Source organism: Cyanobium sp. Morenito 9A2 (assembly GCF_024345575.1).
GTDB lineage: Bacteria > Cyanobacteriota > Cyanobacteriia > PCC-6307 > Cyanobiaceae > ATX-6F1.
Genome location: NZ_JAGQBJ010000001.1, coordinates 172,445 through 194,516, shown reverse-complemented (window position 1 = coordinate 194,516; position 22,072 = coordinate 172,445). Strand labels below are relative to the sequence as shown.

Sequence of the window (22,072 nt, the reverse complement as noted above, 5' to 3'; positions counted from 1 at the left end):
GTGATGGCCCACCCACGGGCGTTCAAGGAGAGGAAGGGCATGGGCAAGAAGCCGCACGAGCCGTGGAAGCGCTGGTATGAGGCCGGCCTGATCGATGCCGAGACGGTGGCGCGGATCGAGGGCTGGGAGCGGACGCGGGCTGGTCCGGGCGGCCTGCACTGGCCGATACGGGTGCTGCTGATCTTCGGGACGCTGCTGATGGGGGCGGGGGTGCTGCTGTTCGTCGCCGCCCATTGGGAGAACCTTTCTCCCCCGTTCCGCTTCAGCCTCGCCCTGGTGCTGGTGGGTGGATTTCACGGGGCGGGCGCGCTGACCTCAGGCCGCTACGCCGCCATGGCTGATGCTTTCCATGCCCTGGGCTCCATCGCCCTGGGGGCAGGGATCTTCCTGGCGGCTCAGATTTTTCACCTGGAGGCCGAATGGTCGTTGGGTCTGCTGCTGTGGGCGCTCGGGGCGCTGGCGGGCTGGCTGGTGCTGGGGCAGTGGCCCCAACTGGTGCTGGTGGCCCTGCTGCTGCCGGCCTGGTTGTGCAGTGTCTGGTGGAACGACGTTTCGTTGATTCCCTCGTTGCACCGCCAAGGGGTCACCGCCTGCGGACTGCTGCTGTTTGCACTCGCCTATTGCAGCGCCCAAATCGACGCTCGGGCAGGCACATCGCGTCTGGTTTTGGCGGGGATAGGCCGGCTGGTGTTGATTCCGCTGGCGATTTATTGGACGTTCATTGTGCTCATGCCTCACGTTTGGGACTTTTACTACACCGCCACTAACTTGCGCTTTCAAGATCCTCTCTCGGCGCAAGATTTGCCATTGTTCAGCCTGGCATGGCTCGTGGCCATCGGTGCACCTCTTCTGCTGGCGTTTGGCCTGTCCCGCCGGGCGGCCTGGCCCATGGGTCTGGCTACGGCCTGGGTGCTCACGCCCACCTTCTTCATCCATCCGGCGGGTCGCTTGTTTCCCTACATCTGGTGGGTGATCGGTTCCCTGTTGATGGTGGGCTGGGGCCTGCGTGAGGCCCGCCTGGAGCGCATCAACCTGGGCGCGGTGTTCTTTGCCGTCACTCTCGTGGCCTTCTACTTCTCGGAGGTGATGGACAAGCTTGGCCGCTCCGCCAGCTTGGTGGGGCTCGGTGCTCTGTTTCTGTTGGGTGGCTGGTTGCTGGAGACCACGCGCCGTCGCCTGATCGCCCGCGCCCTTGAAGGTCGGCCATGACCCCTCCCTGGCTGAGAAGGTTTCATGGCACCCCATCGCTCCAACGCGGCCTGCTGGTGGGGGGCGTTCAGGTGATCCTGATGCTCAGCCTCGGGGCCCAGCTGCTGTTCGACCGGGCCACCTCGGTCCGCTGCTGGACGCGGGCCCTACCGGTGGATCCGAATCTGCCGATCCGAGCGCGCTATGTGAGTCTGCGCCTGGAGGGGTCACCCGATTGCGCGGTGTCTTCGAGCACCGTGGCATTCTTCATTCCCGATCCTATCGACGATCCATCCAGGCGGGCCCCTGGCGAAGAGCTCTGGGTCGAAGTGACGCTGCCTCGAAAGGGGCCTCCCCGCCCGATCCGCCTGGGGGTGAAGCGAAATGGAATGGTGGTGCCAAGCCCCTTGCAGCTGGATTGAGCACGACCTTCCGATCAAGGCCACCAGAACCCTGACCAGCTGAACAACAGGGGCCGCTCACTCCGGCGGCGCCTGGACCGCCTGAGCCTCTGCCGCTTCGAGCATGGCGGCCGTGACCTCGATCACCTCAAGGGCGTCGTCGTTGTCGAGGTAGGAATCGAAGGAGCTGTAGCGCCGGATGCTCGGGGCATAGGTGGGGTTGCCGCAGACCTCGCTCCACTCCAGCCCCTCGGGTTTCACCATCAGATAGCAGGCCAGGGCCTCCTCAAGATCCGACGCATCGCTGAAGCTGTCGCCCTCCCAGAGCACCTCGAAGAAGGTCATCGCCATCGCTCGAACGCCTCAGATCTAGCCCCGGCGACGAACCATGACAGTCAGCGGAGGCTCCATGGGCCGCTGACTAGGAAGAAGGCAGTTCCACTGACTGGTCTCCATGGGCGGAGTCCTGATTCTGCTGGTGATCGTCGTGGCCATCGTTCTGGTGAGTGGCGCGTCAGAGGGACGCCGGCGCACCCGGGAGCTGTTGCACCACTTCAAGCACCTGGAAGTCCGGCTGGCGGAGCTGGCCCTTCAGTTGCAGGGCATCGACCTGCGCTTGATCGACCTGGAGCGCCGCCAAGACGAGCGGGCAGAGCGGCGATCCCCGTCCCCCCTCCCCGAGCCGACGCCGCCCTCCCCGACAGCCGAACCACGGGAGGTTCGATCGGATTCCTTGCATGGGAGCGCCGAGCGGCTGGGCAGTACCCCGCCGCCGCCGTCCAGCCCCAGGCCCCCCCATCAGCAGGGTTCGGTTCGTGCCCCCCAGGCGCCCGAACCGGAGCGCTCCCCGTCCCGCCGCCCTGCCGTCAGGCGTCCACCGCTTCCCCCAGCTCCGCTGCCACTAGCCCCGCCTCCGCCGGCGCCGGCGGAACCCAGCGCCCTGCAACTGCTCTGGCGCCGGATCGAGCGCCTGTTCATCGAGAACTGGACCGGCATCCTCGGTGTGCTGGTGGTGGTGGCCGGGGTCACCTTCGTGGTCATCAACGTCGCCCTGCGACTGGGCCCCTTCCAGCGCTTCTGGATGACCGTGGCGGCAGCGGCCGCCCTGGCGGCTCCTTCCTTTGTCCTTGGGGATCGGCTCCCCTGGCGCAACCTCACCCACTGGATGCGCAGTGGCGGGGCCGCCCTGTTCCTGTTCGCCTGTGCGGCGGGTGGAGGGCTGCCGGGCCTCGGTCTGCAATGGCTGCAGGATCCCCGCCGGGGGCTGGCGCTGCTGAGCCTGGGGGTGGTGGTCAACCTCGCCCTGGCCGGTGTCGCCCGCACCCAGACGATCGCTTCATTGCACGTGGTGCTGGGCCTGGTGCCGTTGATGATCGTGCTGGACAACCAGCCGGCACTGGCCGCTGAAACGCTGGTGATCGCCAGCCTGGTGGCCGTGGTGGGCTTGATCCTGCCCCTGCGCCGCCCCTGGGATCCCCATCTCCTGGTGGTCACCCTGGCCTATGCCGCCTTCCACGGCGCCTGGTTCCTGCGCTGCGCCGAGGCGCTCCAGGCGAGCGGCGACCTGCGCCTGCGCGCAGCCCTGGCGGCCCTGCTGGTGTTCGGGGGCGGGGCGCTGCTGCAGCACCGCCGGTTGCTCAGCCGGAGTGAGGGGAGCGCCGCGTCGCTGGCGCCGTTGCCCCTGGCCCTGCAGCTCAGCAACTGGGGCGCCCTGGCCCTGGCCCTGCTGATCTACCCCCAGCAGGCCGTCAGCCGCGCTGGGGCCCTGGCCCTGGCGGCGCTGGTGGCGGCACTGCTGGCCCGGCGGGCGCGCCAGGGCCAGCTGGGCTGGCTGCAGCTGAACGAAACCCTGATCGCCCAGTCCTTGGCCATGGGGGCGGTGATCAGCCTCCACCCCCTGATCGCCAACGGCCCTTTGCTGCTGATGGTCCTGCTGGTGGAGACCCTCCTGTTCCTGCGCCTGGGTATCGCGGAGAAGGACACCACGATCCGGCGCCTCGGCTGGGGGCTCGTGAACCTGATCGCCCTGCTGCTGGTGCTGGCCGGGGTGGAGGCGGGTGCGTCCGGTGGAGCGCCGGCCCTGCTCTGGCAGAACGGCGGTGTGCTGATCGGTGCTAGCGCCCTGCTCACTGCGGTGCAACGGCAGCTCAGCCTCCGGCGCGTGACGCTCCCCCTGCCAGCGCTGCTGGGTTGGCTTGCCGGAGCATTGGCCTTCGTGGGCGCCATGGTCTGCCCGCCGGAGCCCAGCCGGGAGCTGCTGGCCCTGGTGGTGGTCGGAGCTCTGCTGCTGGCGGGCCGCTGCTGGCGACCCGCCGGAGTGCTGGCAGGAGCCACGGCGGCCGCGGTCGCCGCCCATGGCGTCGGCTGGAGCCATCGGCTGCAGCTGTTGGCTCCCAGCAGCCATGGGGGTGTGACCCTGTATGCCCAGGGGTGGTCAGCGCCGACGTACCTGCCCCACCTCCTGCCCCTCACCGGCCTGGCCCTGCTCGCCCTGGCGATGCGCCGGGAGACCGTGGTCAGCGGCATCGGCTGGGCTCTGTTCAACGGCACCGGCGTGGTGCTGATCATCGGCACCGTGTTGAGCACCGCCACCCAGGGCGGTCCTGGAGGCCTGGCGCTCAACGGGGGTGTCCTCGTGGCCTGGGCCGCCTTCACCACCCTGGTGCAGTTGTTGATGCGTCGCTTTGCCGTTCGTCAGCCCTTGCCCCCGTTGATGGGTGGCCTGAGCGCGGTGCTGGTGTTCGTGGCCGCCGGCCTCTGCACCCCCGAAGGGGGCCGTGAACTGGAGGGCCTGCTGGCGATCGGTGGTCTGCTGCTGATTGCCCGCCGCTGGCGGCCGGAGGCCCTGATGGGCAGCCTCGCCGCGGCGGCCGTCGCCCTCCATGTGCTCAGTTGGGGTGCTCAGCTGCAGCAGCTGCCCTGGTCGCCCCTGCCGCTGCTGGGCCACCTGCTGCCGCTCACCACCCTGGCCCTGCTGCTGCTGGCAATGAAACGGGAGCCGCTGGTCAGTGCTGTCGGTTGGGCTCTGCTCAATGGCACGGCGGTGGTCCTGATCCTCGGCGCCCTGGTGGGCGCCGCACTGGAGAAAACCGCAAGCTGGCCTGAAACCGCCTCAGGACCAGCCCTGGCGGGACTGCTGGTGGCCTGGGCCGGCTTCACCACCCTGGTGCAGGTGTTGATGCCTCGATTCGACCTTCGCCAACCCTTGACGGCCTTGATGGGCTGGATCAGCCCGGCCCTGGTGCTGACCGCCGTGGTGGTCGGCACCCCCGCCGCTGGCCGTGAGCTGGAGGCACTGCTGGCCCTGGGCGCCCTGTTGCTGATCGCCCGCTGCCTGCGGCCGGATGGGTTGCTGGTGGGCACCGCCGTTGCCGTTGCCCTCACCCATGCCGTCGCCTTGGGCGCGCTGCTGCCTGAGCAACCCTGGGCCACGGCCCCTCTGCTGGGGCACCTGCTGCCACTCACCGCCCTGGCACTCGTCACCATCGGCAGCGGCGGTCCCGGGGCGGTGCGCCTGCTGGGCCTCGACCTGCTCGGTCTCGACCTGGGCCTGGCGGCTTATCTGTTGTTTGAGCCGATCTCTCCGTTGATTCCTGGTGTGGTCTGGCTTCTGCTCTCCCTGGTGGCCCTGGAGAGCTCCGATCGGCTGAGGCGCTCCATGGCCAACCATGCCTTGGTGCTGGGCCTGCTCTACCTGCTGGCCTTCGCCGGGTCCTACCTGCTGGTGATCAGCCAGAGCCCGGCCCTGGTGAGCGCCGGGCCCTTCACCCTGCCGATCCGGCTGCTGATCGAGCTGTTGGCCCTGGCGGTGGCCCTTTACTGGTGGTTCTTCTCGCCCAGGGAGCGCCTGCGGGAGCAACCGCTCTGGCAGGCGGTGCACCCCTGGTTTCTGGAGGTGGTCCTGGTGGGGGTCGTGGTCACGATCCTGGGCCAGGTGGAGGCGCTGTGGCGGCCGGTGGCCTGGTCGTTGCTGGCCCTGGTGCTGGTGAGTGATCCCTGCCGGCGCCTGTTCGCCACGCGGGTGAAGGTCTATGCGGTGATCCTCTACTGGGTGGCGGTCGCCACGGTGGTGGCCATGCTCAGCAGCCTGGAGACCCCCTCGCCGCTCTGGTACGAGCAACCCCATCAGCTCGCCCTGGTCGCCATTGGCCTGCAGATGACGTTCATCGTCGTCTCCCACCGCAACCTGGACCTCCAGGAGTTGCGACAACCCGGCGGGGGCCCGCTGCTGGCTTGGGTGGGTCGCCGGGTGGCGGCCCACCGCAACCACTGGCTCTACTACCCGATGTTCGCCGCCGTGGCCTACTACCTCTACCTGCGCTACGACCCCTCCCTGCACACCCTGCTCTGGGCCGTTGAGGCGTTCGCGCTCTACGTGCTCAGTGCCCTGCTGCAGGAGAACAGCTTTCGCACCATCGCCCTGGTGGGGCTGGGGATCTGCCTGTTGCGCCTGATGTCGATCGATCTGGCCCAGGTGGATCTGGGCCTGCGGGGGATCGTGTTCATCGGCGTGGGCCTGCTGATGCTGGCGATGAATGCGATCTACAACCGCTTTCGCGCCCGCTTCGAATGACATCCGAGCGCCACGTTCCCCTGCGCACCGTCCTGCTGGTGTTGCTGCTCGCCGGCGGTGCTGGACTGATCGCGCTGTTGATGCAGGCGCGTCCCGGCAGCCCCTTGACCTCCTCCCTGGCCACCCCATTCCAGTTGCTGGGCACACCGCTGAAGCTGGCCGACCGGCTGGCCAGCCGGGGGATGCCGATCGGCTCGTTGGAGGAACGGGATCTGGGGGACACCTTCCGGGAGCGCTATGCCTACCAGGTCAAGGTCTCCGATCCAGACCAGGCCTACCTGGATGCCCTGATGCCGCTGATCCGGGCCCATGCCAGGAAGCCCTTCCCCTACCGCGCCTATGTGATTCCGTCGGAGTCCGCCAACGCCATGGCGCTTCCGGGCGGTGTGATCCTGGTCAACAGAGGGTTGCTGAACACCCTTGGTTCCGAGGCGGAGCTGGTGAGCGTGTTGGCCCACGAGGCCGGCCACATCGAACTGGGCCACTGTTTTGACACCGTGCGCTTCCAGTTGCTGGCCCGCAAGCGGGGCAGTGAAACGCTGGGGCAACTGGCTGATCTGGCCCTTCGAATCCTCGTCCAGCACAACTACAGCAAGGCCGCCGAGCACGAAGCCGACGTCTACGCCTTCACCCTGCTCCGCTACAGCCCCTACGACCCCCGGGGCAGCGGCGCCAGCTTCGCTTCCCTCGAACGCTCCGAGGGCTCACAATCCAGCCGTGCCGACGACCACGCTGATCTGCTGCGCGATTACATCAGCTCCCATCCGCCCCTGGCGATCCGCCAAGCGGAGTTCAGCCAGGCTGCCGAGGCCTGGTGGCGGGGCCATCCTGCAGAACGTCGCTACTGGGGTCGCCGAAACCTGCGCGGGCGACGGGCCTTGAGCGCCCTTGATCTGGGGGCGGAATGGCACGGAGCGCGGTTGACACCGCCAGCCCCTCAAACCACCAGGTAGCCCTCCAGCTGGCGCGAACGCGAGCGAATCGCCTCCAACCCACGACGCTCCAGGTTGCGGGTCTTGTCGCGGCTCATGCCCAGGGTGCGCGCGATCGAGGTGAGGCTCATGGGTTCTTCCACATCGATGCCGTAGCGCATCTTGAGCACCCGCCCCTGGATCTCCGGCAGCTGCTCCAGCAGCGCCCGCATGTCCCCCCGCAGGCACTCCCCATCCACGGCCTCCTCGGGCAGCTGGGCGTCGCCCTGGAGCAGATCAAGCAGCTCGGTGTCATCGCCATCGCCCACCTTCATCTCCAGACTCACCGGCGCCCGGGCCCGGCAGAGCAGATCCTTCACCTCCTCCTCCGGCAGCTCGACGGCCACGGCCAGTTCACTGACGGTGGGGGTGCGGCCCAGCTCCTGACTGAGTTCCCGCTGGCCCTTCTTGAGCTTGTTGAGGGTTTCGGTGATGTGGATCGGCAGCCGGATCGTGCGGCTTTTCTCAGCAATGGCACGGGTGATGCCCTGGCGGATCCACCAGTAGGCGTAGGTGGAGAACTTGTAGCCGCGGGTGGGATCGAACTTCTCCACGCCCCGCACCAGGCCGATGGTGCCCTCCTGGATCAGGTCCAGCAGCTCCATGTTCCGCTTGGTGTACTTCTTGGCGACGCTCACCACCAGGCGCAGGTTGGCGGCCACCATCCGCTCCTTGGCGCGGCGACCGCTGGCGAGCTTGCGCTTGAGCGCCGGGGGCTCCAAGCTGGCGAGGGCGGCCCATTCCGCCTCCGTCGGCTTGGCGCCATGGCGCATCTCGAATTCTTCCGCCAGCTCCTCGAGGGCCATCAGGTCCTGGACCTGACGGCCCAGGGTGATCTCCTGCTCGTGGCTGAGCAACGGCACCCGGCCGATGTCGCGCAGGTAGGAACGGACCAGATCAGTGCAACCGCCCAGGTAGGCAGCGCCATCGGCCGAAGCGATCGGGACGGAGGGCATGGGCGGGGAATAAGGAACCCTTTAGGTTTCGTAAATTACCACCAAACAAAGGGCTGACTCCAAGCCCGGTTCCATTGGTGTCGGTCATCACCGTCATCAGCCAGGAGAATGGCTCCAAACAGCCAGCCCCCTTGCCGTGAGCGCTCCGCGACTGATGGTGGTCGAGGACGACGACACCATCCGTGAAACCATCGCTGAGGCCCTGGAGCTGGAGGGCTTCGATGTGGCGGTCTGTGCCAACGGCCGCCAGGCCCTCGAGCAGATCCAAGCGCCCACTGGCGCCCCCCGCTTTGATCTGATCGTGCTTGATCTGATGCTTCCGGGTCTTGGCGGCTTGGAGCTCTGCCGCCAGCTGCGCCAACGCAACGACCGCACCCCGATTCTGGTGGTGAGCGCCCGGGACAGTGAAACCGACCGGGTGCTCGGTCTGGAGGTGGGGGCTGACGACTACTTGATCAAACCCTTCGGCATCCGTGAGTGTGTGGCCCGCTGTCGCGCCCTGCTGCGTCGCTCCCAGGTGGAGCCTGGAGTCGCTGAGGCCCCGGCCCTCCAGCGGGTGCTCGAACACGGGCCGATTCGCCTCTTCCCCGATGAATGCCGGGTCACCCGCGACGGGGTCGCCCTCAACCTCTCCCCCAAGGAGTACCGGCTGTTGGAGTTGTTCATGCGCCATCCGCGCCAGGTCTGGAGCCGCGACAAGTTGCTGGAGCGCATCTGGGGACTTGATTTCATGGGCGACAGCAAGACCGTGGACGTGCACATCCGCTGGCTGCGCGAAAAGCTGGAGATCAACCCCTCCGCCCCCCGCCACATCCTCACCGTGCGGGGCTTCGGCTACCGCTTCGACATCGGTGGCTGACCCCCTGACCCTGGCCGTTGGCCTGGGGCTGGGTTGGCTGCTGGCCAGGCTGCTCCCCTGGCGTCTCCGCGGCAGCGGCTCCGAGCACCAGGGTCCGCGGCCCCTGCCGCCCTCCCAGGTGCTCGACTGGATTGACGCCGCCCCCCAGGGGTGGTTGGTGCTCGATCCGCTCACCACGATTCAGTACGTCAATCCCCGGGCCCGGCGGCTGCTGCAGCAACCCAGTGACCGCCTGCGCCGCGGCGTGCCCCTGGCCGACGCCATGGAGATTCCGGAGCTGCTGGAGGTGGTGCTCGACGCCCGCCGCCTGGGGCGTCCCCAGCGCGTCGACTGGATGAAGGGGGGCGAACCGCTGGAAGCCCATGCTCTGCCAGGTCAAGACGGCTGGGTGGGTGTGCTGCTCCAGAGCCGCCGTTCCCTGGAGGCCCAGCTGGAGCAGCAGGAGCGCTGGGTCAGCGACGTGGCCCATGAGCTGCGCACACCCCTGACCGCCCTGCGCCTGGTGGGGGACAGCCTGGCCGGCCAGTTGGAGGGCCGCAACGGTGTGCTGGTGCAACGGCTGCAGCGGGAGCTGGACCGCCTGCAGCTGCTGGTGAACGATCTGCTGGAGCTCTCGCGCCTGGAGAACACCCTGCACCGGGAGGGGGGGCGTTACACCAGCCTGGATCTCTCAGAGCTGGTGACGGCCGCCTGGGCCAGCCTCGCCCCCCTGGCCGAGCGCCGGGAGATCAGCTTGCAGCTGAGCGCCCCGGCGGCTGCCGCGCTGCGGGGGGATGGCTCAAGGCTGCACAGGGCCCTTCTCAACCTGCTCGACAACGCCCTTCGCCACAGCCCCGATGCGGCCGCCGTGGAGGTGAGCGTGCAGCCCAGCGGCAACTGGTGGCTGCTAAGTGTGCGCGACCACGGCGGTGGACTCAGCGAGGAGGACGAGCGACGCATGTTCGAGCGCTTCTACCGGGGTGATCCCTCGAGGGAGCGCAGCCAGCGGGGCGGTAGCGGCTTGGGTCTGGCGATCGTGCAACAGATCGCCGTCACCCACGGCGGACGGGTGCAGGGTCGTAACCATGCGGAGGGGGGTGCTGTGATGGATCTCCTGCTCCCCCGCGGCGGCTGAGCCATGGCCGACGACCCCGCTCCGTCCAAAGTCCAGCCCCAGCGGCTGCAGAAGCTGCTGGCCGGAGCGGGCCTCTGCTCCCGTCGCCAGGCCGAGGTCCTGCTGCTCCAGGGTCGTGTGCGCGTCAACGGCCGAGTCGCCCAGCTGGGGGATCGCGCCGATCCCCGCTGGGATCACGTGGAGCTCGATGGCCGTCCCGTGGCGGCCAGGAGCCCTGCCTTCACCGTGCTGTTGCACAAGCCCCGGGGCGTGGTCAGCAGTTGCTTCGACCCCGAGGGGCGCCCCACGGTGCTCGATCTGCTGCCGTCAGAGCTCGCCCGGGGCACGGGCCTCCATCCGGTGGGGCGTCTGGATGTGCAGAGCCGTGGCGCCCTGCTGCTGAGCACCGATGGGGAACTCACCCTGCGGCTCACCCACCCCCGTTACGGGCACCGCAAGACCTACCGCGTCTGGGTCGAGGGCCAGCTGACTGCCGCGGCTCTGGAGCGTTGGCGCCGGGGGGTGCCCCTCGATGGCGAGCCGAGCCAGGCGGTGGGGGTCGATGTGTGCGAGCAACGGCCCGATCGCACCCTGCTGAAGCTGGAGATGGGTGAGGGGCGCAACCGTCAGATCCGGCGCACCGCAGAACTTCTCGGCCATCGCGTGCTGGATCTGATCCGCATCGCCATCGGACCGATTGCCCTGGGGGATTTGCCGGAGGGGCGCTGGCGTGGGGTCGACCCGGAAGAATGGGCGGGCCCGGAGCCGCGGGGCTGAGTTGCCCGCACCCGGCTCGCCCGCCCCTGATCGCCGTCCCCTGATCACCATGCCCCGGCCCGCGCCGAACTCGCCCTTCCCCCGACTGCTGCGGCGCTGGCTGGGCCGTGAGCGGCCCCAGGGGGTGAGCGCCGCGGCCCTGCGCGAAGACCCGCTCCTGCAGGCCGGCCGTGTGCTGCGCCAGCGGCGGGAGGAGCGGGGCTTGAACCTGCGCCAGCTGGCCCTGGAAACCCGCATCAGCACACCGGTGCTGGAGGCGATCGAACGGGGATGGCGGGACCGCCTGCCCGAATCCACTTACCTGCGGACGATGCTGCCGCTGATTGAGGAGCACCTGGAGCTTCCCCGCGGCAGCCTTCAGGTGGCCTTGCCTCCCGACGAAGTGGAGCAGGAGGGGCGGCGGCGCATGGTCTTGCTCGGCCGCTTCACACCCGGTTCGATCGATGTCTTCACCACGTGGCAGGGCACGGTGCTCTACGGGGTGATCACCCTGGGGCTGATCTATGGCCTCAACCTGCAGCAGCAGCAGTTGGCCACCGCCCAGATGCTCAGCCTGCGACCGATCCCCCCCCTGGCCCCAGCGGAACAGGCCCGCAGCGGCGACCCCGGCGGCCTGTTGCTGCAGATCCAGCCCGGCCTGCGCCCCCTGGGCCAGGCAGAGCTGGGCCAGGGGCAGTCAGCCCTGGCCCAGCTGGGTCCCCGGTCTCCCCAGGCCGGGGTGCTGCGCCTGCAGCTCGCCCAGCCCAGCCGCGTGCTGCTCAGCAGCGCTTCGGGCGAACGCAGTCAGCTCAGCGGTGCCAGCGGCGAAGTGGTGGTGCAGCTGTTGCCGCCGTTCGACCTGCAGCTCTCCCCAGCCCCGACGGCCCCGGCGGTGTTCTGGGATGGTCAGCCCCTGGCCCCCCTGCGGAAGCAGCCGGGCCAGTACCGCTACCCCTTGCCGGCGCCCGACCGCCCCGTGGAGGCAGCGAATCCTTCGAGGCCCTGAAGCGGACCCTCCAAGGCCTCCATGGGCCCTTCAAGCCGCCACTGCCAGTTGCCGGCCGTGGTGCCCGGGGTGTTGAAACGCGCCCCATCGTCCAGCAGCAGCAGGTCCTGGAGCGGCACGACGGCCAGATCGGCCGCAGAGGCCAGGGCCAATTGCAACAGCTGCCAACCCGGAGCCTGCACTTCTTCCCCCAGGACGGTCTGCACCTGATGGCGTTGGTTGTCCGTGAGCTGCTGCCACCAGCCCAGGCAGGTGGCATTGTCGTGGGTGCCGGTGTAGACGACCCAGTTGCTGCCCTGGTAGTTGGCGGGCAGGTAGGGGTTGTCCGGGTTGCCATCGAAGGCGAACTGCAGGATTTTCATCCCCGGCAGGGCGAAGCGATCCCGCAGCGCTTCCACCGCTGGGGTGATCACGCCGAGGTCTTCGGCGATCAGGGGCACACGGCCCCCCTGGCGCCGGCGCAGCCGCTCCAGCAGGGCCTGGCCTGGGGATGGTTTCCATTGGCCGCCCTCAGCCGTGCTGTCCGTACCCGGCACGCTCCAGTAGGCCTCCAGGGCGCGGAAGTGGTCGAGCCGTAGCCCGTCCACCAGCTCGAGCTGACGCTCCAGCCGCCGCATCCACCATTGAAAACGGCTGAGGCGATGCCAGAGCCAGCGGTAGACGGGCGTGCCCCAGAGCTGGCCGGTGGCGGAGAAGTAATCGGGAGGAACGCCGCTCTGCTCTCTCAGCTGGCCATCGGATCGCACCGAGAACAGCCGGCGGTGGCTCCAGACATCGGCGCTGTCGTGGGCGACGTAGAAGGGCAGATCGCCGATGATCTCGACGCCATGGCGCTGGGCATGGCGGTGGAGTTGTTGCCATTGCCGGTCCAGCTGCCACTGCACCAGGGCCTCCTGCAGCAACGCCTGCCGCTGCTGCCGATCGAAGCGGGCCAGGGCCCAGGGGCGGCGCCGCGCCAGGGAGGCCGGCCAGGTCCACCAGGGTGCCTGGCCATGCAGGCGGCGCAACACCATGAAGCGCCCGTGGTCGATCAGCCAGTGGGCCTGCGCGCGCCGCCAGTGCTCGAACTCCGCCTGGCGCTCGGCTGCCTGGGTGGGCCAGTGCTCCAGCAACTGCTCCGCCAGGGCTTCCGCCCGGCGGGGGGCCCTCTCCAGATCCAGGCGCTCCGTCTCCGCCGCCGGCAGCCGGGTGGGGCCATCGGCGGCGATGAACCCCTCGCTGGCCAGGAGTTCCCCGTCCAGCAGCCAGGGGTTGAGGGCGAAGCCGCTGGGGGAGCTGTAGGGGGAGCCTGTGCCGTCGGTGGGGGCCAGGGGCAGCAGCTGCCAGGCCCCCACCCGGTGGGCCGCCAACAACTCCACCCAGCGGTGGGCCTTGGCCCCGAGGGTTCCGCAACCGGGGGTGTGGGGCAGGGCGGTGGGGTGGAGCAGCACGCCGCAGCGGCGTCCCCCAGAGGGTTGGATGGCGCTGCTCACAGGCTGGGCAGGCGGTAACGGGCCACGATCGCCTTGGCGAAGGCAGGGATGTGATCCTCGGCTTTCTCGGGATGGTGCCGGCGCACCCAGAGGGCGTTGCGCGTGAAGTGGGAATCGATCGAGAAGCGGCCGTACTCCAGCCCCTGGGGTCCCACCCGCTGCACGATGAAACCCACCAGCTCCGCCAGCCAACGGGGCAGCTTGATCGCCTTGTCGTAGGCGTCGATGCCCTGCTGCACCGCGGCGCGGCGATCCCCACGGCTGCTCACCGGGGCCAGATCCAGTTCCGCCTCCACCAGATCCAGCAGCTCCTGACCAAGGGGGTTGCGCACCGTCAGCCACTGGCGGCCGAAGCTGGCGCCCATGTACCCCACCACCAGATCGGCGCCGCCGTTGACGTAGTCAAAGCAGCTCAGGCAGCTGGGGGCGAAGACATTCTTGAGCTTGGGGGTGTCGAGGCCGAAGAAAGGCACGGTTTCCTCGCGGCCATCGCTGTGGCGGAAGTGGATGCGGAAGTCCTGCATGAACTCGTAGTGCACCACCGTGGCCGGCGAATCGCTGGCGCTCTCCAGAAAGGTCTGCAGCCCGGCGCGGCTGACGTTGTCCACGCAGGGCAGCCCGAGCACATAGAGCTGCTCCAGGGGGAGGGTGTCCTGGACGGCGCGCAGGGCCTGCACCTGGCAGCCCACGCCGATGGCCAAAAGCCGCCGGATGCCACTGCCGGGGAGCTGCTCAAGCACCTCCAGATTGGGCGAGAGGGTGGGCTTGTTCACCCGCGCCGCCAGCACCTGCTCGGGGGTGCGGGCCAGCACCGGCAGGGGGGTGAAGCGGTCATCGGGGCTTTGCTGCACGCAGAGCACCGCATCCACCAGGCCGGTTTCCAGGGCGCGCACACCGATGCGCGAGACGATGCCGGTCCACTGGGCTCCCTCGATCGCTGGCCGCAACCGTGCCGTCACCATGCGCTGGCTGACGCCGAAGTAGAGCTCGTCTTCGTTGGCCAGGTCCCGGCTGCGGCCATGGGCCGCCGTTTCCATCGCCTCAAAGCGCTGGTTCAAAAAGGCGCAGGCCCGGCGCACATAGGCCACCCAGCGGCTGTCGCAGAGCCCGCACTGGCTGCAGAGGTCCTTGGCGGGGTAGGTGCTGCCCTTGGCCAGGGGCCGAGCTCGTTCGTGGGGGGCCGGGGACCGGGGGGCTGAGGTCAAGGAAGTTCTGGCGGTGGGCGCCTCCGCAGGGCACAACTTATAAGCCGGAGCCTCAAGGCCGGACAGTCCCAGACGACCCGGTGCAGCAAAGTGGGGGAATCGTTCACTGCGCCAGGCCCATGGTCCCCAATGGGGAATCCCCATCGGCCCCGGGCGGGGCCTCCCCGAAGGCCGGGACAACGCGCCGGAACAAGGCCCCTAGGGCGCCGCGGCCCCGGAACCGCTGGCGGTTGGTGGGTCAGTGGGCTGTCGGGATCGGCGCTCTGGTGATCGGAGCGAGCGCGCTGGGGCTGCTCTGGCCCGCCGCCGATCCGGCCGCACGGGATCAGGCCGGTGCGTCAGCCACCCTCGCCCCCTTGCCCGATCGTCCAGTCACCCTCTTGGTGATTGGCAGCGACGCCGACCGTCTGGGCACCACCAGCAATGGCGCCGCCCCCCCTGGAGCACCCAACAGCGATGCCCTGCTGCTGGTGCGCATCGATCCGAAGGGGCCGGTGCAGGTGCTGGGTCTGCCCACTGAGCTGGCGGTGAAGTTACCGGGCCAGAGATCAGCAATCCCCCTGGGGGCGGTCTACCGGCAGGGGGGTGTGGCCCTGACGGCCACGGTGGTCTCTGAGCTGGTGGGCCTCGATCAAGGTCAGCCCGAGCGCTATCTGGTGCTGAGCCGCGGGGCCTTGCGGCAATTGGTGGATGGACTGGGCAGCCTGGAACTCAGTCCGGAGCGCACGATGCGGTATGCCGACAAGGCGCAGAAGTACACGATTGACCTGCAGGCCGGGTTGCAGCTGCTCAATGGTGCCCAGGTGGAGCAGTTGGTGCGTTTTCGTGAAGAGGCTGGCGGTGAGGCCGCCCGGCGGAAGCGCCAGCAGCAGGTGATCACCGGCCTGCAGCAACAGGTGACCGAGCCCAGCCAGCTCGCCCGGCTTCCCGATCTGGTTCGCAAGCTGCGCCGTGGCGTCGAGACCAATCTCAGCGAGGCCGAGGCGCTCACGCTGCTGGCGGGTGTCCTGGCGCAGCCCCAGTCGATGCGTTTCGCCAGCCTGCCCCTGGAGGCCCCGGCCCAGCCCCAGCAGCCCCTGCGTCAGCTCAGCCCCGACGCCGCGCTGCCGCTCTGGCCCCCCCACTGATCAAGGGCTCGCCAACGCGCTTGCAGGGCTCGGGCCAGGTCCGGGAGGGGATCAAGGACCGGATCGATCAGCCGGCCATCCTCCTGAGCCTCCACCCAGCCCAGCCAGGGGAGACCCTCGGCTCGGCGACGCTCCGGATCCCAGGTGGCCCCCCACTGGATCAGCCCCACCAGGGGCACCCCCGCGCCCACCAGCAGGGCGGTGCTGGCGGCGGCCAGGCCCTGCTGGGCCCATGGGCCGGGCACCAGCAGAACAGTGGGTTGGCGGAAGGCCCCCAGCAACTCCGCCCAGCGGCCCGCGGGCCCCAGCCAGGCCCCGGGATCATCGGGCAGGGGCGCGAGCCAGGGGCCGTCCTGGGCCTGGAGTGCCGCCAGGCGCGCCACGGGGTCGTCGCCCCTGGGGAAGACCAGACAGGTCAGCGCCAGCCGTGCCGCCAGCTCCGCTGCCACCGCCTCGACCCAGGGCCGGCGGCTGGAAGCGTTGGTTTCGCCTGGGTCGCCCCATCCAGCGCTCCCCACCACGTTCGCCAGCACCAGGCGGAGGGGCGGAGCGGGGGGCGGAGGCAAAACGGTCATGGGGGCATCTTCGCGCTGACCGGATGGCTTCTACCATCGGCAATCAGCCCCTGCGCTCACGCCCGCCGTGACAAGTTTCTTGACCGCTGCACGGGTGGAACACGAGAGCGCACCCCACGACACCCGCCGGCTGCGGCTGTTCAGTGGCACCTCCAATCCCGCCCTGGCGCGGGAGATCGCCAATTACCTCGGTGTGCCCGATGGCCCGCGGGTGATCAAGCGCTTCGCCGACGGGGAGCTTTACCTGCAGATCCAGGAGTCGATCCGAGGCTGCGATGTGTTCCTGATCCAGCCCACCTGCGCGCCGGTGAACGACCATCTGATGGAGCTGCTGATCATGGTGGACGCCTGCCGCCGTGCCTCCGCCCGCCAGATCACCGCTGTGGTGCCCTACTACGGCTACGCGCGCGCCGACCGCAAGACCGCCGGCCGCGAATCGATCACGGCCAAGCTGGTGGCCAACCTGCTGGTCAAATCCGGCGTCGATCGGGTGCTGGCCATGGACCTGCACTCCTCCCAGATCCAGGGGTACTTCGACATCCCCTGTGATCACATCTACGGCTCGCCGGTGCTCGTGGATTACCTGGCTGGCCGCAACCTGGGGGAGGTGGTGGTCGTTTCCCCGGATGTGGGCGGGGTGGCCCGGGCCCGGGCCTTCGCCAAGAAGATGAACGACGCGCCCCTGGCGATCATCGACAAGCGCCGCTCCGGCCACAACGTGGCCGAAAGCCTCACGGTGATCGGTGATGTGGCCGGAAAGACCGCCGTGCTGATCGACGACATGATCGACACCGGCGGCACCATCTGCCAGGGGGCCAGGCTGTTGCGGCAGCGGGGCGCCCAGCGGGTGCTGGCCTGCGCCACCCATCCGGTGTTCTCCCCGCCGGCGAGTGAGTTGCTCTCGGAGCCCGGGCTGTTCGAGGAGGTGATCGTCACCAACAGCATTCCCCTGGAGCCCGACCGGCGCTTCCCCCAACTGCAGGTGCTCTCGGTGGCGAACATGCTGGGGGAGGCGATCTGGCGCATCCACGAGGAGAGCTCGGTCAGCTCGATGTTCCGATGAGCGCGCGACGATGACCAGCGGCTTCAAGCCAGAGGCTGACCTGCTCCCTTTGCTCCACCGTCACCCTTGAGAGCGCAGCTCCCTTGGCCCGTGCGCCTGAAGCGGGCCCTGCCCGCCGCTCTCAGTGCTGTTCTGGTGGCGGGCCTGCAGGCCGTGGGCCTGGGTCCATCGGCGCAGGCGGCCAGCCGCAGCGTCGGGGTCTGGCTCACCAACAGCCCCAGTCCCCTTTATTACGACGGCCAACGGCTTGATCGGGCTGTGGATGAGCTCGCCGCTGCTGGCTTCACCACCCTTTATCCCAACGTCTGGAGCCGCGGCGCCACCTTCCATCGCAGCCGCTGGGCGCCGATGGAACCGGTCCTGAAGCAGAGCGCCCCCAACCTTGATCCGATCTGCCGCCTCACCCGTGCCGCCCATCGCAGGGGCCTGAAGGTGATCCCCTGGTTCGAGTACGGCCTGATGGAGCCGGCCGACGCCGAGGTGGTGATCCAGCACCCGGAGTGGGTGCTGCAGCGCAGCGATGGCACCACCACCTACGCCATGCACGGGGCCAACATGCGCAGCTCGCCCATGAAGGATCTGCGGGTCTGGCTCAATCCCGCCCATCCCGGCGTGCGCCAGCGGTTCATCGGCCTGATCAGCGAGATCGTGCGCCGCTGCGGCGTCGATGCAATCCAGCTCGATGACCACTTCGCCTGGCCGGTGGAGCTGGGCTACGACCCCTTCACTCGGGCTTCGTATACGAAGGACACAGGCCGCCAGCCACCCGGGGATTTCACCAACCGCCACTGGATGACCTGGCGCCGCCATCAGCTCACGAGTCTGTTGCGGGAGCTGCGCAGCGAACTCAAGAACCGCCAGGGGGGGGCCGGCATCAGCCTCTCGCCCGGTCCCTTCCGCTTTGCCTACAACCAGTGGCTCCAGGACTGGGAGATCTGGTCGCTCGGAGGGTTGATCGATGAACTGGTGGTCCAGAACTACGCCTACTCGGTCAAGGGCTTCCTCAAGGACCTAGACCAGCCTGCGCTGGTTAAGGCACGCCAGTGGGGGATTCCCGTGGAGATCGGTCTGCTGGCCGGTTTCGGCGGCCGTACCACCCCGATGCCGGTGCTGACAGAAAAGGTGCGGCTGGCGGCCCAGCGGGGCCACGGTGTCATTTATTTCTATTGGGAAGGGCTCTGGGGCCAGTACGCCGGTCCAGAGGGCGGCCCGGCACGTCAGCAGGCCTTCCGCCAGTTGCATGGCAGCCTCTTTCCAGATCCCTTCCCCAGCCGCGGCAATCTCAGGCCAGGGAGGCGCTGAGTGCCGAGCCCGGAGTGCCGAGGCACTGCTCCACCACCTCGCGGGTGTTGGTGGAGAGGCGTGCGGCATTCAGTTGCTCCAGGGCGGCCCGCTGGGCCTCGCCGCGGGAGGCCCCATAGCTCTGCCAGCGGCTGAACACCTTGGCGAGGCGAGAGGCGGTGATCGGGTTGCGCCGGTCGAGTTCGGCGATGCGCTCGGCCATGAAGCGGTAGCCGCTGCCATCAGCGGCATGGAACACCGGCGGGTTGCCGGCCAGGCCCCCCAGCACCGCACGGACGGAATTGGGGGCGGCCGGGTCGAAACGGGGATGCTCCAGCAGCCGTTGGACCCGCTCCAGGCCATCGGCAAGCGGGGCCGAGGCCTCTAGGGCGAACCAGGCATCGAGGATCACGGGCTTGTCATTCCAGCGTTCGTAGAAGGCCGCCAGAGCGGCCTCCCGGGCGGGATGGGTCAGGGGCTGCAGGGCACGCAGGCCGGCGCGGGCCAGGGTCATCGAAGGGCCCTCCACCGCAGCGGCGGCGGCGGCGATCACCGCCCCATCGCCGCAGGCCGCGCGCCAGCTCCAGGCCGTGCCCGTGAGCATTCGGTCTCCGGCGCCAGCAGGCCAGGGCAGGCCCCATTGGGGCGCCGTGCGCTCAAGGGCCTGCTGGAGGGGGACCGCCAGCTCGCTGCCGAAACGCCGCTGCAGGGCCAGCTGGGCGGCAAACAGAGCCGGCGGGTCCGGTTCGGTGGCCTCAGCTTCCAGTTCGGGTAAGCCCGGCAGGGCCAGCAACACGCTGCGGTTGGCCTCCGACAGGCGGCCATCCCGCAGGATCCGCTCGAAACCGGCCACCAGGCCCGATTCAAGGGCTTCGTCGGGGCTGCTGGAGGCGCGTGCGAGCAGGGCCTGCCGCAGCAGCACCTGACCCGCGTCCCAGCGGGCCACCGGCTCGCTGTCGTGGGCCAGCAGGTGCAGCAGTTCTTCGCTGGAACGCTCGATCTCCAGCCGCACCGGGGCTGAGAACCGACGCAGCAGCGAGAGTGCTGGGGGGAGGGGCTGGGGCTCCAATCCCGTGACCACGAAGCGCTGCTCGGCCTGATCCACCACCAGGAGCCGGCTCTGTTGCCCCCAGCGGGGTTCGAGGACATGGGCTGCGGCCTCCTGCTCACTTTCCCCAACCATGCGCACGGGCAGTGACTCGCCCGCCTGGTCCACCAGCCCCAGCACCAGGGGCAGCACCAGGGGCTGCTTGTCAACCTGACCGGGGGTGGGCGGGGTGTGCTGGCGCGCCGTGAGCGAGAGGGTGCCGCTGCTCGGCTCCCAGTGGCGTTCCAGCCGGAGGACGGGGGTCCCCGCCTGGTGGTACCAGAGGCGGAACTGGGCGAAGGCGAAGGCCGCTGGACTGTTGGCCGCGCTGGAGGCGGCTTCGAGGGCCGCATCCTCCAGGGCCTGCACGAAGTCGTCGCAGGTGGCGGCGGTGCCGTCGTGGCGCTTCACGTAGAGATCGATGCCGCGGTGGAAGGTGCTCTTCCCCAGCAATGTGTGCAGCATTCGAATCACTTCAGATCCCTTTTCGTAGATCGTGGTGGTGTAGAAGTTATCGATTGCCTGGTAGTGATCGGGCTGCACCGGGTGGGCCGTGGGCCCCGCGTCTTCCCGGAATTGGGTGTTGCGCAGCATGGACACATCCTCGATGCGCTTGAGCGCATCGGCATGCAGATCCGCCGTGAAGGTTTGATCACGGAAAACGGTGAGACCTTCCTTGAGCGAAAGCTGAAACCAGTCTCGGCAGGTGATGCGGTTGCCGGTCCAGTTGTGGAAGTATTCGTGGGCGATCACACTTTCGATCCGCTCCAGTTCGCCATCGGTGGCAGTGGCAGCATCGGCAAGCACCAACTTGGAGTTGAAGATGTTGAGGCTCTTGTTCTCCATCGCCCCCATGTTGAAGTGGCGTACGGCGACGATGTTGTACTGATCGAGGTCGTATTCGAGCCCATAGACACGCTCATCCCATTCCATCGCACGCCGCAGCGAGTCCAGGGCGTGGGCGGTGAAGGGGGCATCACCGGGCTCCACGTGCAAGCGCAACTGCACCGGCCGGCCACTCGCTGTGGTGAAGGGGCCGCCCACTTCCTCCAACTGGCCCGCCACCAGGGCAAACAAATAGGAGGGCTTGGGGAAGGGGTCGTCCCAGACGGCGTAGTGGCGCTCCACCCCCGTGAGTGGATCAGGGGGAAGGGCACCACTCCCCAGGGGATTTCCGTTGGAGAGCAGCACTGGGTAGCTCTCGCGCTCCGCCTCGATGCGCACCCGGAAGCGGCTGAGCAGATCGGGGCGGTCAGGGTGGAAGGTGATGCGGCGGAAGCCAACGGCCTCGCACTGGCTGGTGACCATCCCGCCGCTCACATAGAGCCCTTCAAGGGTGGTGTTGGTCTCCGGGTGAATCCGCACCAGTGAGCGCAGCAGAAAAGGCTCGCCGGGGGGCTCAAGGATGGTGAGGCCCTCGGCCCCCAGCCGGTAGGCCCCCTCCCCCAGGGCGAGGCCGTCGATGGAGAGTTCCAGGAGTTCCAGCTCCACGCCCTGCAACTGGAGGGGTTCCGCCGCCAAGGGGGTGATCTGGAGCTGCGTCTCCACCAGGGTGTGATCGGCAAAGATCCGCACGCTCAGGTCAGTGCGCTCGATGTGGATCGGGGCCGGGCGGTAGTCAGCGAGCCGCACGACAGACATGGGGAAGCGGAACAGCGGTGCTTCGATCCTGCCGCTCCGACCTCCCCCCTGCCGATCGGCCACCCGGCCGGGCTCACCAGAGAGTGGGACCCTTGCCAACGGCTGTGTTGCAGCCCACCTGGGTGCCCAGGAGGGCGCCGAGGGGGACTGCCCAGGCGCGGCCGTCCTGACGGGAGGCCGCGTAGCCCAGACCGCCGCCCACCAGTCCTCCCACCAGGCGCCCGATCTGGCAGCTCTGCTGCAGCTGTTGGGCATCGGCCACCGTCAGGGGGCCGTTGGCTACGGCCGGTCCCCCGTAGCCCTGGGGCCCGTAGCTGGATTGGCCGTAGGTGGGCTGGCTGTAGACCTGGCGGTAGCCAGGCTGGACGTAGCCCTGAGGCAGGTAGCGGGGCTGCCCGTAGACGGGTTGGCCGTAGACGGGTTGATAGCTGGCCTGGTAGGTGGGGCGATAGACCTCGCCATAGGTTCTGGCGCCCAAGGGGGCCGCGTAGACCTGGCGAACCGGGGCCGGCAGGTAAGTGGGCTGGCGATAGCCCCCGAAGCCATCCTCCCGGTACTGCACCGTGGTGGTTGTGCGTTCGACGATCACCGGACGGCTCTGGGCAAGGGCCGCGGCGGGGACTAGCAGGGCCGCGCCGGCCAGGCCGCCGGCGAGAAGGATCACGCCTTTGGAGCGTTGAAGGTTGCTCATGGGATCGGGGGGCGGATGGACATCCCCGGGGGGGGATGCACCTAGACAACCCGACCGATCTGACCCAACAGCAACTGGCACATGTGACAGTTGCGTCAAGATGAGACTGGCCCATGACCAGGCTCCC

At 68.8% G+C, this 22,072-nt stretch carries 18 protein-coding genes; 11 read left to right on the top strand and 7 right to left on the bottom strand.

The features are described from left to right. Positions 1-3 precede the first annotated feature (3 nt). Entirely contained in the window at positions 4-1,209 is a 1,206-nt protein-coding gene (locus KBY88_RS00985) for a DUF2157 domain-containing protein (protein ID WP_254938023.1), read from the top strand. Further along, positions 1,206-1,610 (top strand): hypothetical protein, encoded by a 405-nt coding sequence (locus KBY88_RS00980; protein ID WP_254938022.1) that lies wholly within the window; start codon positions 1,206-1,208, stop codon positions 1,608-1,610. The genes KBY88_RS00985 and KBY88_RS00980 overlap by 4 nt, the downstream gene beginning before the upstream one ends. 57 nt (positions 1,611-1,667) lie before the next feature. On the opposite strand, the gene KBY88_RS00975 is transcribed toward KBY88_RS00980, so the two are convergent. Then, on the bottom strand, positions 1,668-1,940 hold the full coding sequence (locus tag KBY88_RS00975; protein WP_315858076.1) for a hypothetical protein: 273 nt from the start codon (positions 1,938-1,940) through the stop codon (positions 1,668-1,670). A 103-nt stretch (positions 1,941-2,043) separates the two neighbouring features. Between KBY88_RS00975 and KBY88_RS00970 the strand changes: the two genes are divergently transcribed. Beyond that, the gene (locus tag KBY88_RS00970; RefSeq protein ID WP_254938021.1) at positions 2,044-6,162 is read left to right on the top strand and encodes a DUF2339 domain-containing protein; all 4,119 of its coding nucleotides are present in this window, start codon (positions 2,044-2,046) and stop codon (positions 6,160-6,162) included. Then, complete coding sequence (locus KBY88_RS00965) at positions 6,159-7,115, top strand: M48 family metallopeptidase (protein ID WP_254938020.1); 957 nt, start codon at positions 6,159-6,161, stop codon at positions 7,113-7,115. Before KBY88_RS00970 ends, KBY88_RS00965 begins: the two co-directional genes overlap by 4 nt. Here the strand turns inward: KBY88_RS00965 and KBY88_RS00960 are convergent. Beyond that, positions 7,100-8,089 carry an RpoD/SigA family RNA polymerase sigma factor gene (locus KBY88_RS00960; protein WP_254938019.1) on the bottom strand — a complete coding sequence of 330 codons (990 nt, stop codon included), beginning with the start codon at positions 8,087-8,089 and terminating at the stop codon, positions 7,100-7,102. The genes KBY88_RS00965 and KBY88_RS00960 overlap by 16 nt on opposite strands. 154 nt (positions 8,090-8,243) lie before the next feature. On the opposite strand from KBY88_RS00960, the gene KBY88_RS00955 reads away from it, so the two are divergent. Genes KBY88_RS00955 through KBY88_RS00940 form a run of 4 tightly spaced genes read left to right on the top strand, consistent with a single transcriptional unit; the run spans position 8,244 to position 11,803 of the window. Continuing rightward, complete coding sequence (locus tag KBY88_RS00955; protein WP_254938485.1) at positions 8,244-8,948, top strand: response regulator transcription factor; 705 nt, start codon at positions 8,244-8,246, stop codon at positions 8,946-8,948. After that, entirely contained in the window at positions 8,941-10,062 is a 1,122-nt protein-coding gene (locus KBY88_RS00950) for a sensor histidine kinase (RefSeq protein WP_254938018.1), read from the top strand. The genes KBY88_RS00955 and KBY88_RS00950 overlap by 8 nt, the downstream gene beginning before the upstream one ends. 3 nt (positions 10,063-10,065) lie before the next feature. Further along, on the top strand, positions 10,066-10,818 hold the full coding sequence (locus tag KBY88_RS00945) for a pseudouridine synthase (protein WP_254938017.1): 753 nt from the start codon (positions 10,066-10,068) through the stop codon (positions 10,816-10,818). Between the two features lie 49 nt (positions 10,819-10,867). Further along, a complete protein-coding gene (locus tag KBY88_RS00940; protein ID WP_254938016.1) occupies positions 10,868-11,803 on the top strand; it encodes a helix-turn-helix domain-containing protein in 936 nt (311 codons plus the stop codon). On the opposite strand, the gene malQ is transcribed toward KBY88_RS00940, so the two are convergent. Further along, the gene (gene malQ, locus KBY88_RS00935; protein WP_254938015.1) at positions 11,746-13,275 is read right to left on the bottom strand and encodes a 4-alpha-glucanotransferase; all 1,530 of its coding nucleotides are present in this window, start codon (positions 13,273-13,275) and stop codon (positions 11,746-11,748) included. The two genes, KBY88_RS00940 and malQ, sit on opposite strands and share 58 nt — an antisense overlap. Continuing rightward, positions 13,272-14,480 carry a Coenzyme F420 hydrogenase/dehydrogenase, beta subunit C-terminal domain gene (locus tag KBY88_RS00930; protein WP_254938014.1) on the bottom strand — a complete coding sequence of 403 codons (1,209 nt, stop codon included), beginning with the start codon at positions 14,478-14,480 and terminating at the stop codon, positions 13,272-13,274. Before KBY88_RS00930 ends, malQ begins: the two co-directional genes overlap by 4 nt. A 266-nt stretch (positions 14,481-14,746) precedes the next feature. Between KBY88_RS00930 and KBY88_RS00925 the strand changes: the two genes are divergently transcribed. After that, the gene (locus KBY88_RS00925) at positions 14,747-15,607 is read left to right on the top strand and encodes an LCP family protein (protein ID WP_254938013.1); all 861 of its coding nucleotides are present in this window, start codon (positions 14,747-14,749) and stop codon (positions 15,605-15,607) included. On the opposite strand, the gene KBY88_RS00920 is transcribed toward KBY88_RS00925, so the two are convergent. Next, on the bottom strand, positions 15,562-16,182 hold the full coding sequence (locus KBY88_RS00920) for a hypothetical protein (RefSeq protein ID WP_254938012.1): 621 nt from the start codon (positions 16,180-16,182) through the stop codon (positions 15,562-15,564). The genes KBY88_RS00925 and KBY88_RS00920 overlap by 46 nt on opposite strands. Before the next feature lie 67 nt (positions 16,183-16,249). On the opposite strand from KBY88_RS00920, the gene KBY88_RS00915 reads away from it, so the two are divergent. Together KBY88_RS00915 and KBY88_RS00910 are read left to right on the top strand one after the other, a co-directional pair. Further along, on the top strand, positions 16,250-17,245 hold the full coding sequence (locus tag KBY88_RS00915; RefSeq protein WP_254938011.1) for a ribose-phosphate pyrophosphokinase: 996 nt from the start codon (positions 16,250-16,252) through the stop codon (positions 17,243-17,245). Positions 17,246-17,311: 66 nt separating this feature from the next. Then, the gene (locus KBY88_RS00910) at positions 17,312-18,547 is read left to right on the top strand and encodes a glycoside hydrolase family 10-like protein (protein ID WP_396102263.1); all 1,236 of its coding nucleotides are present in this window, start codon (positions 17,312-17,314) and stop codon (positions 18,545-18,547) included. Here the strand turns inward: KBY88_RS00910 and pepN are convergent. Next, entirely contained in the window at positions 18,528-21,254 is a 2,727-nt protein-coding gene (gene pepN, locus KBY88_RS00905) for an aminopeptidase N (protein WP_254938010.1), read from the bottom strand. The genes KBY88_RS00910 and pepN overlap by 20 nt on opposite strands. A gap of 73 nt (positions 21,255-21,327) precedes the next feature. After that, entirely contained in the window at positions 21,328-21,945 is a 618-nt protein-coding gene (locus KBY88_RS00900; RefSeq protein WP_254938009.1) for a hypothetical protein, read from the bottom strand. Positions 21,946-22,072 lie beyond the last annotated feature (127 nt).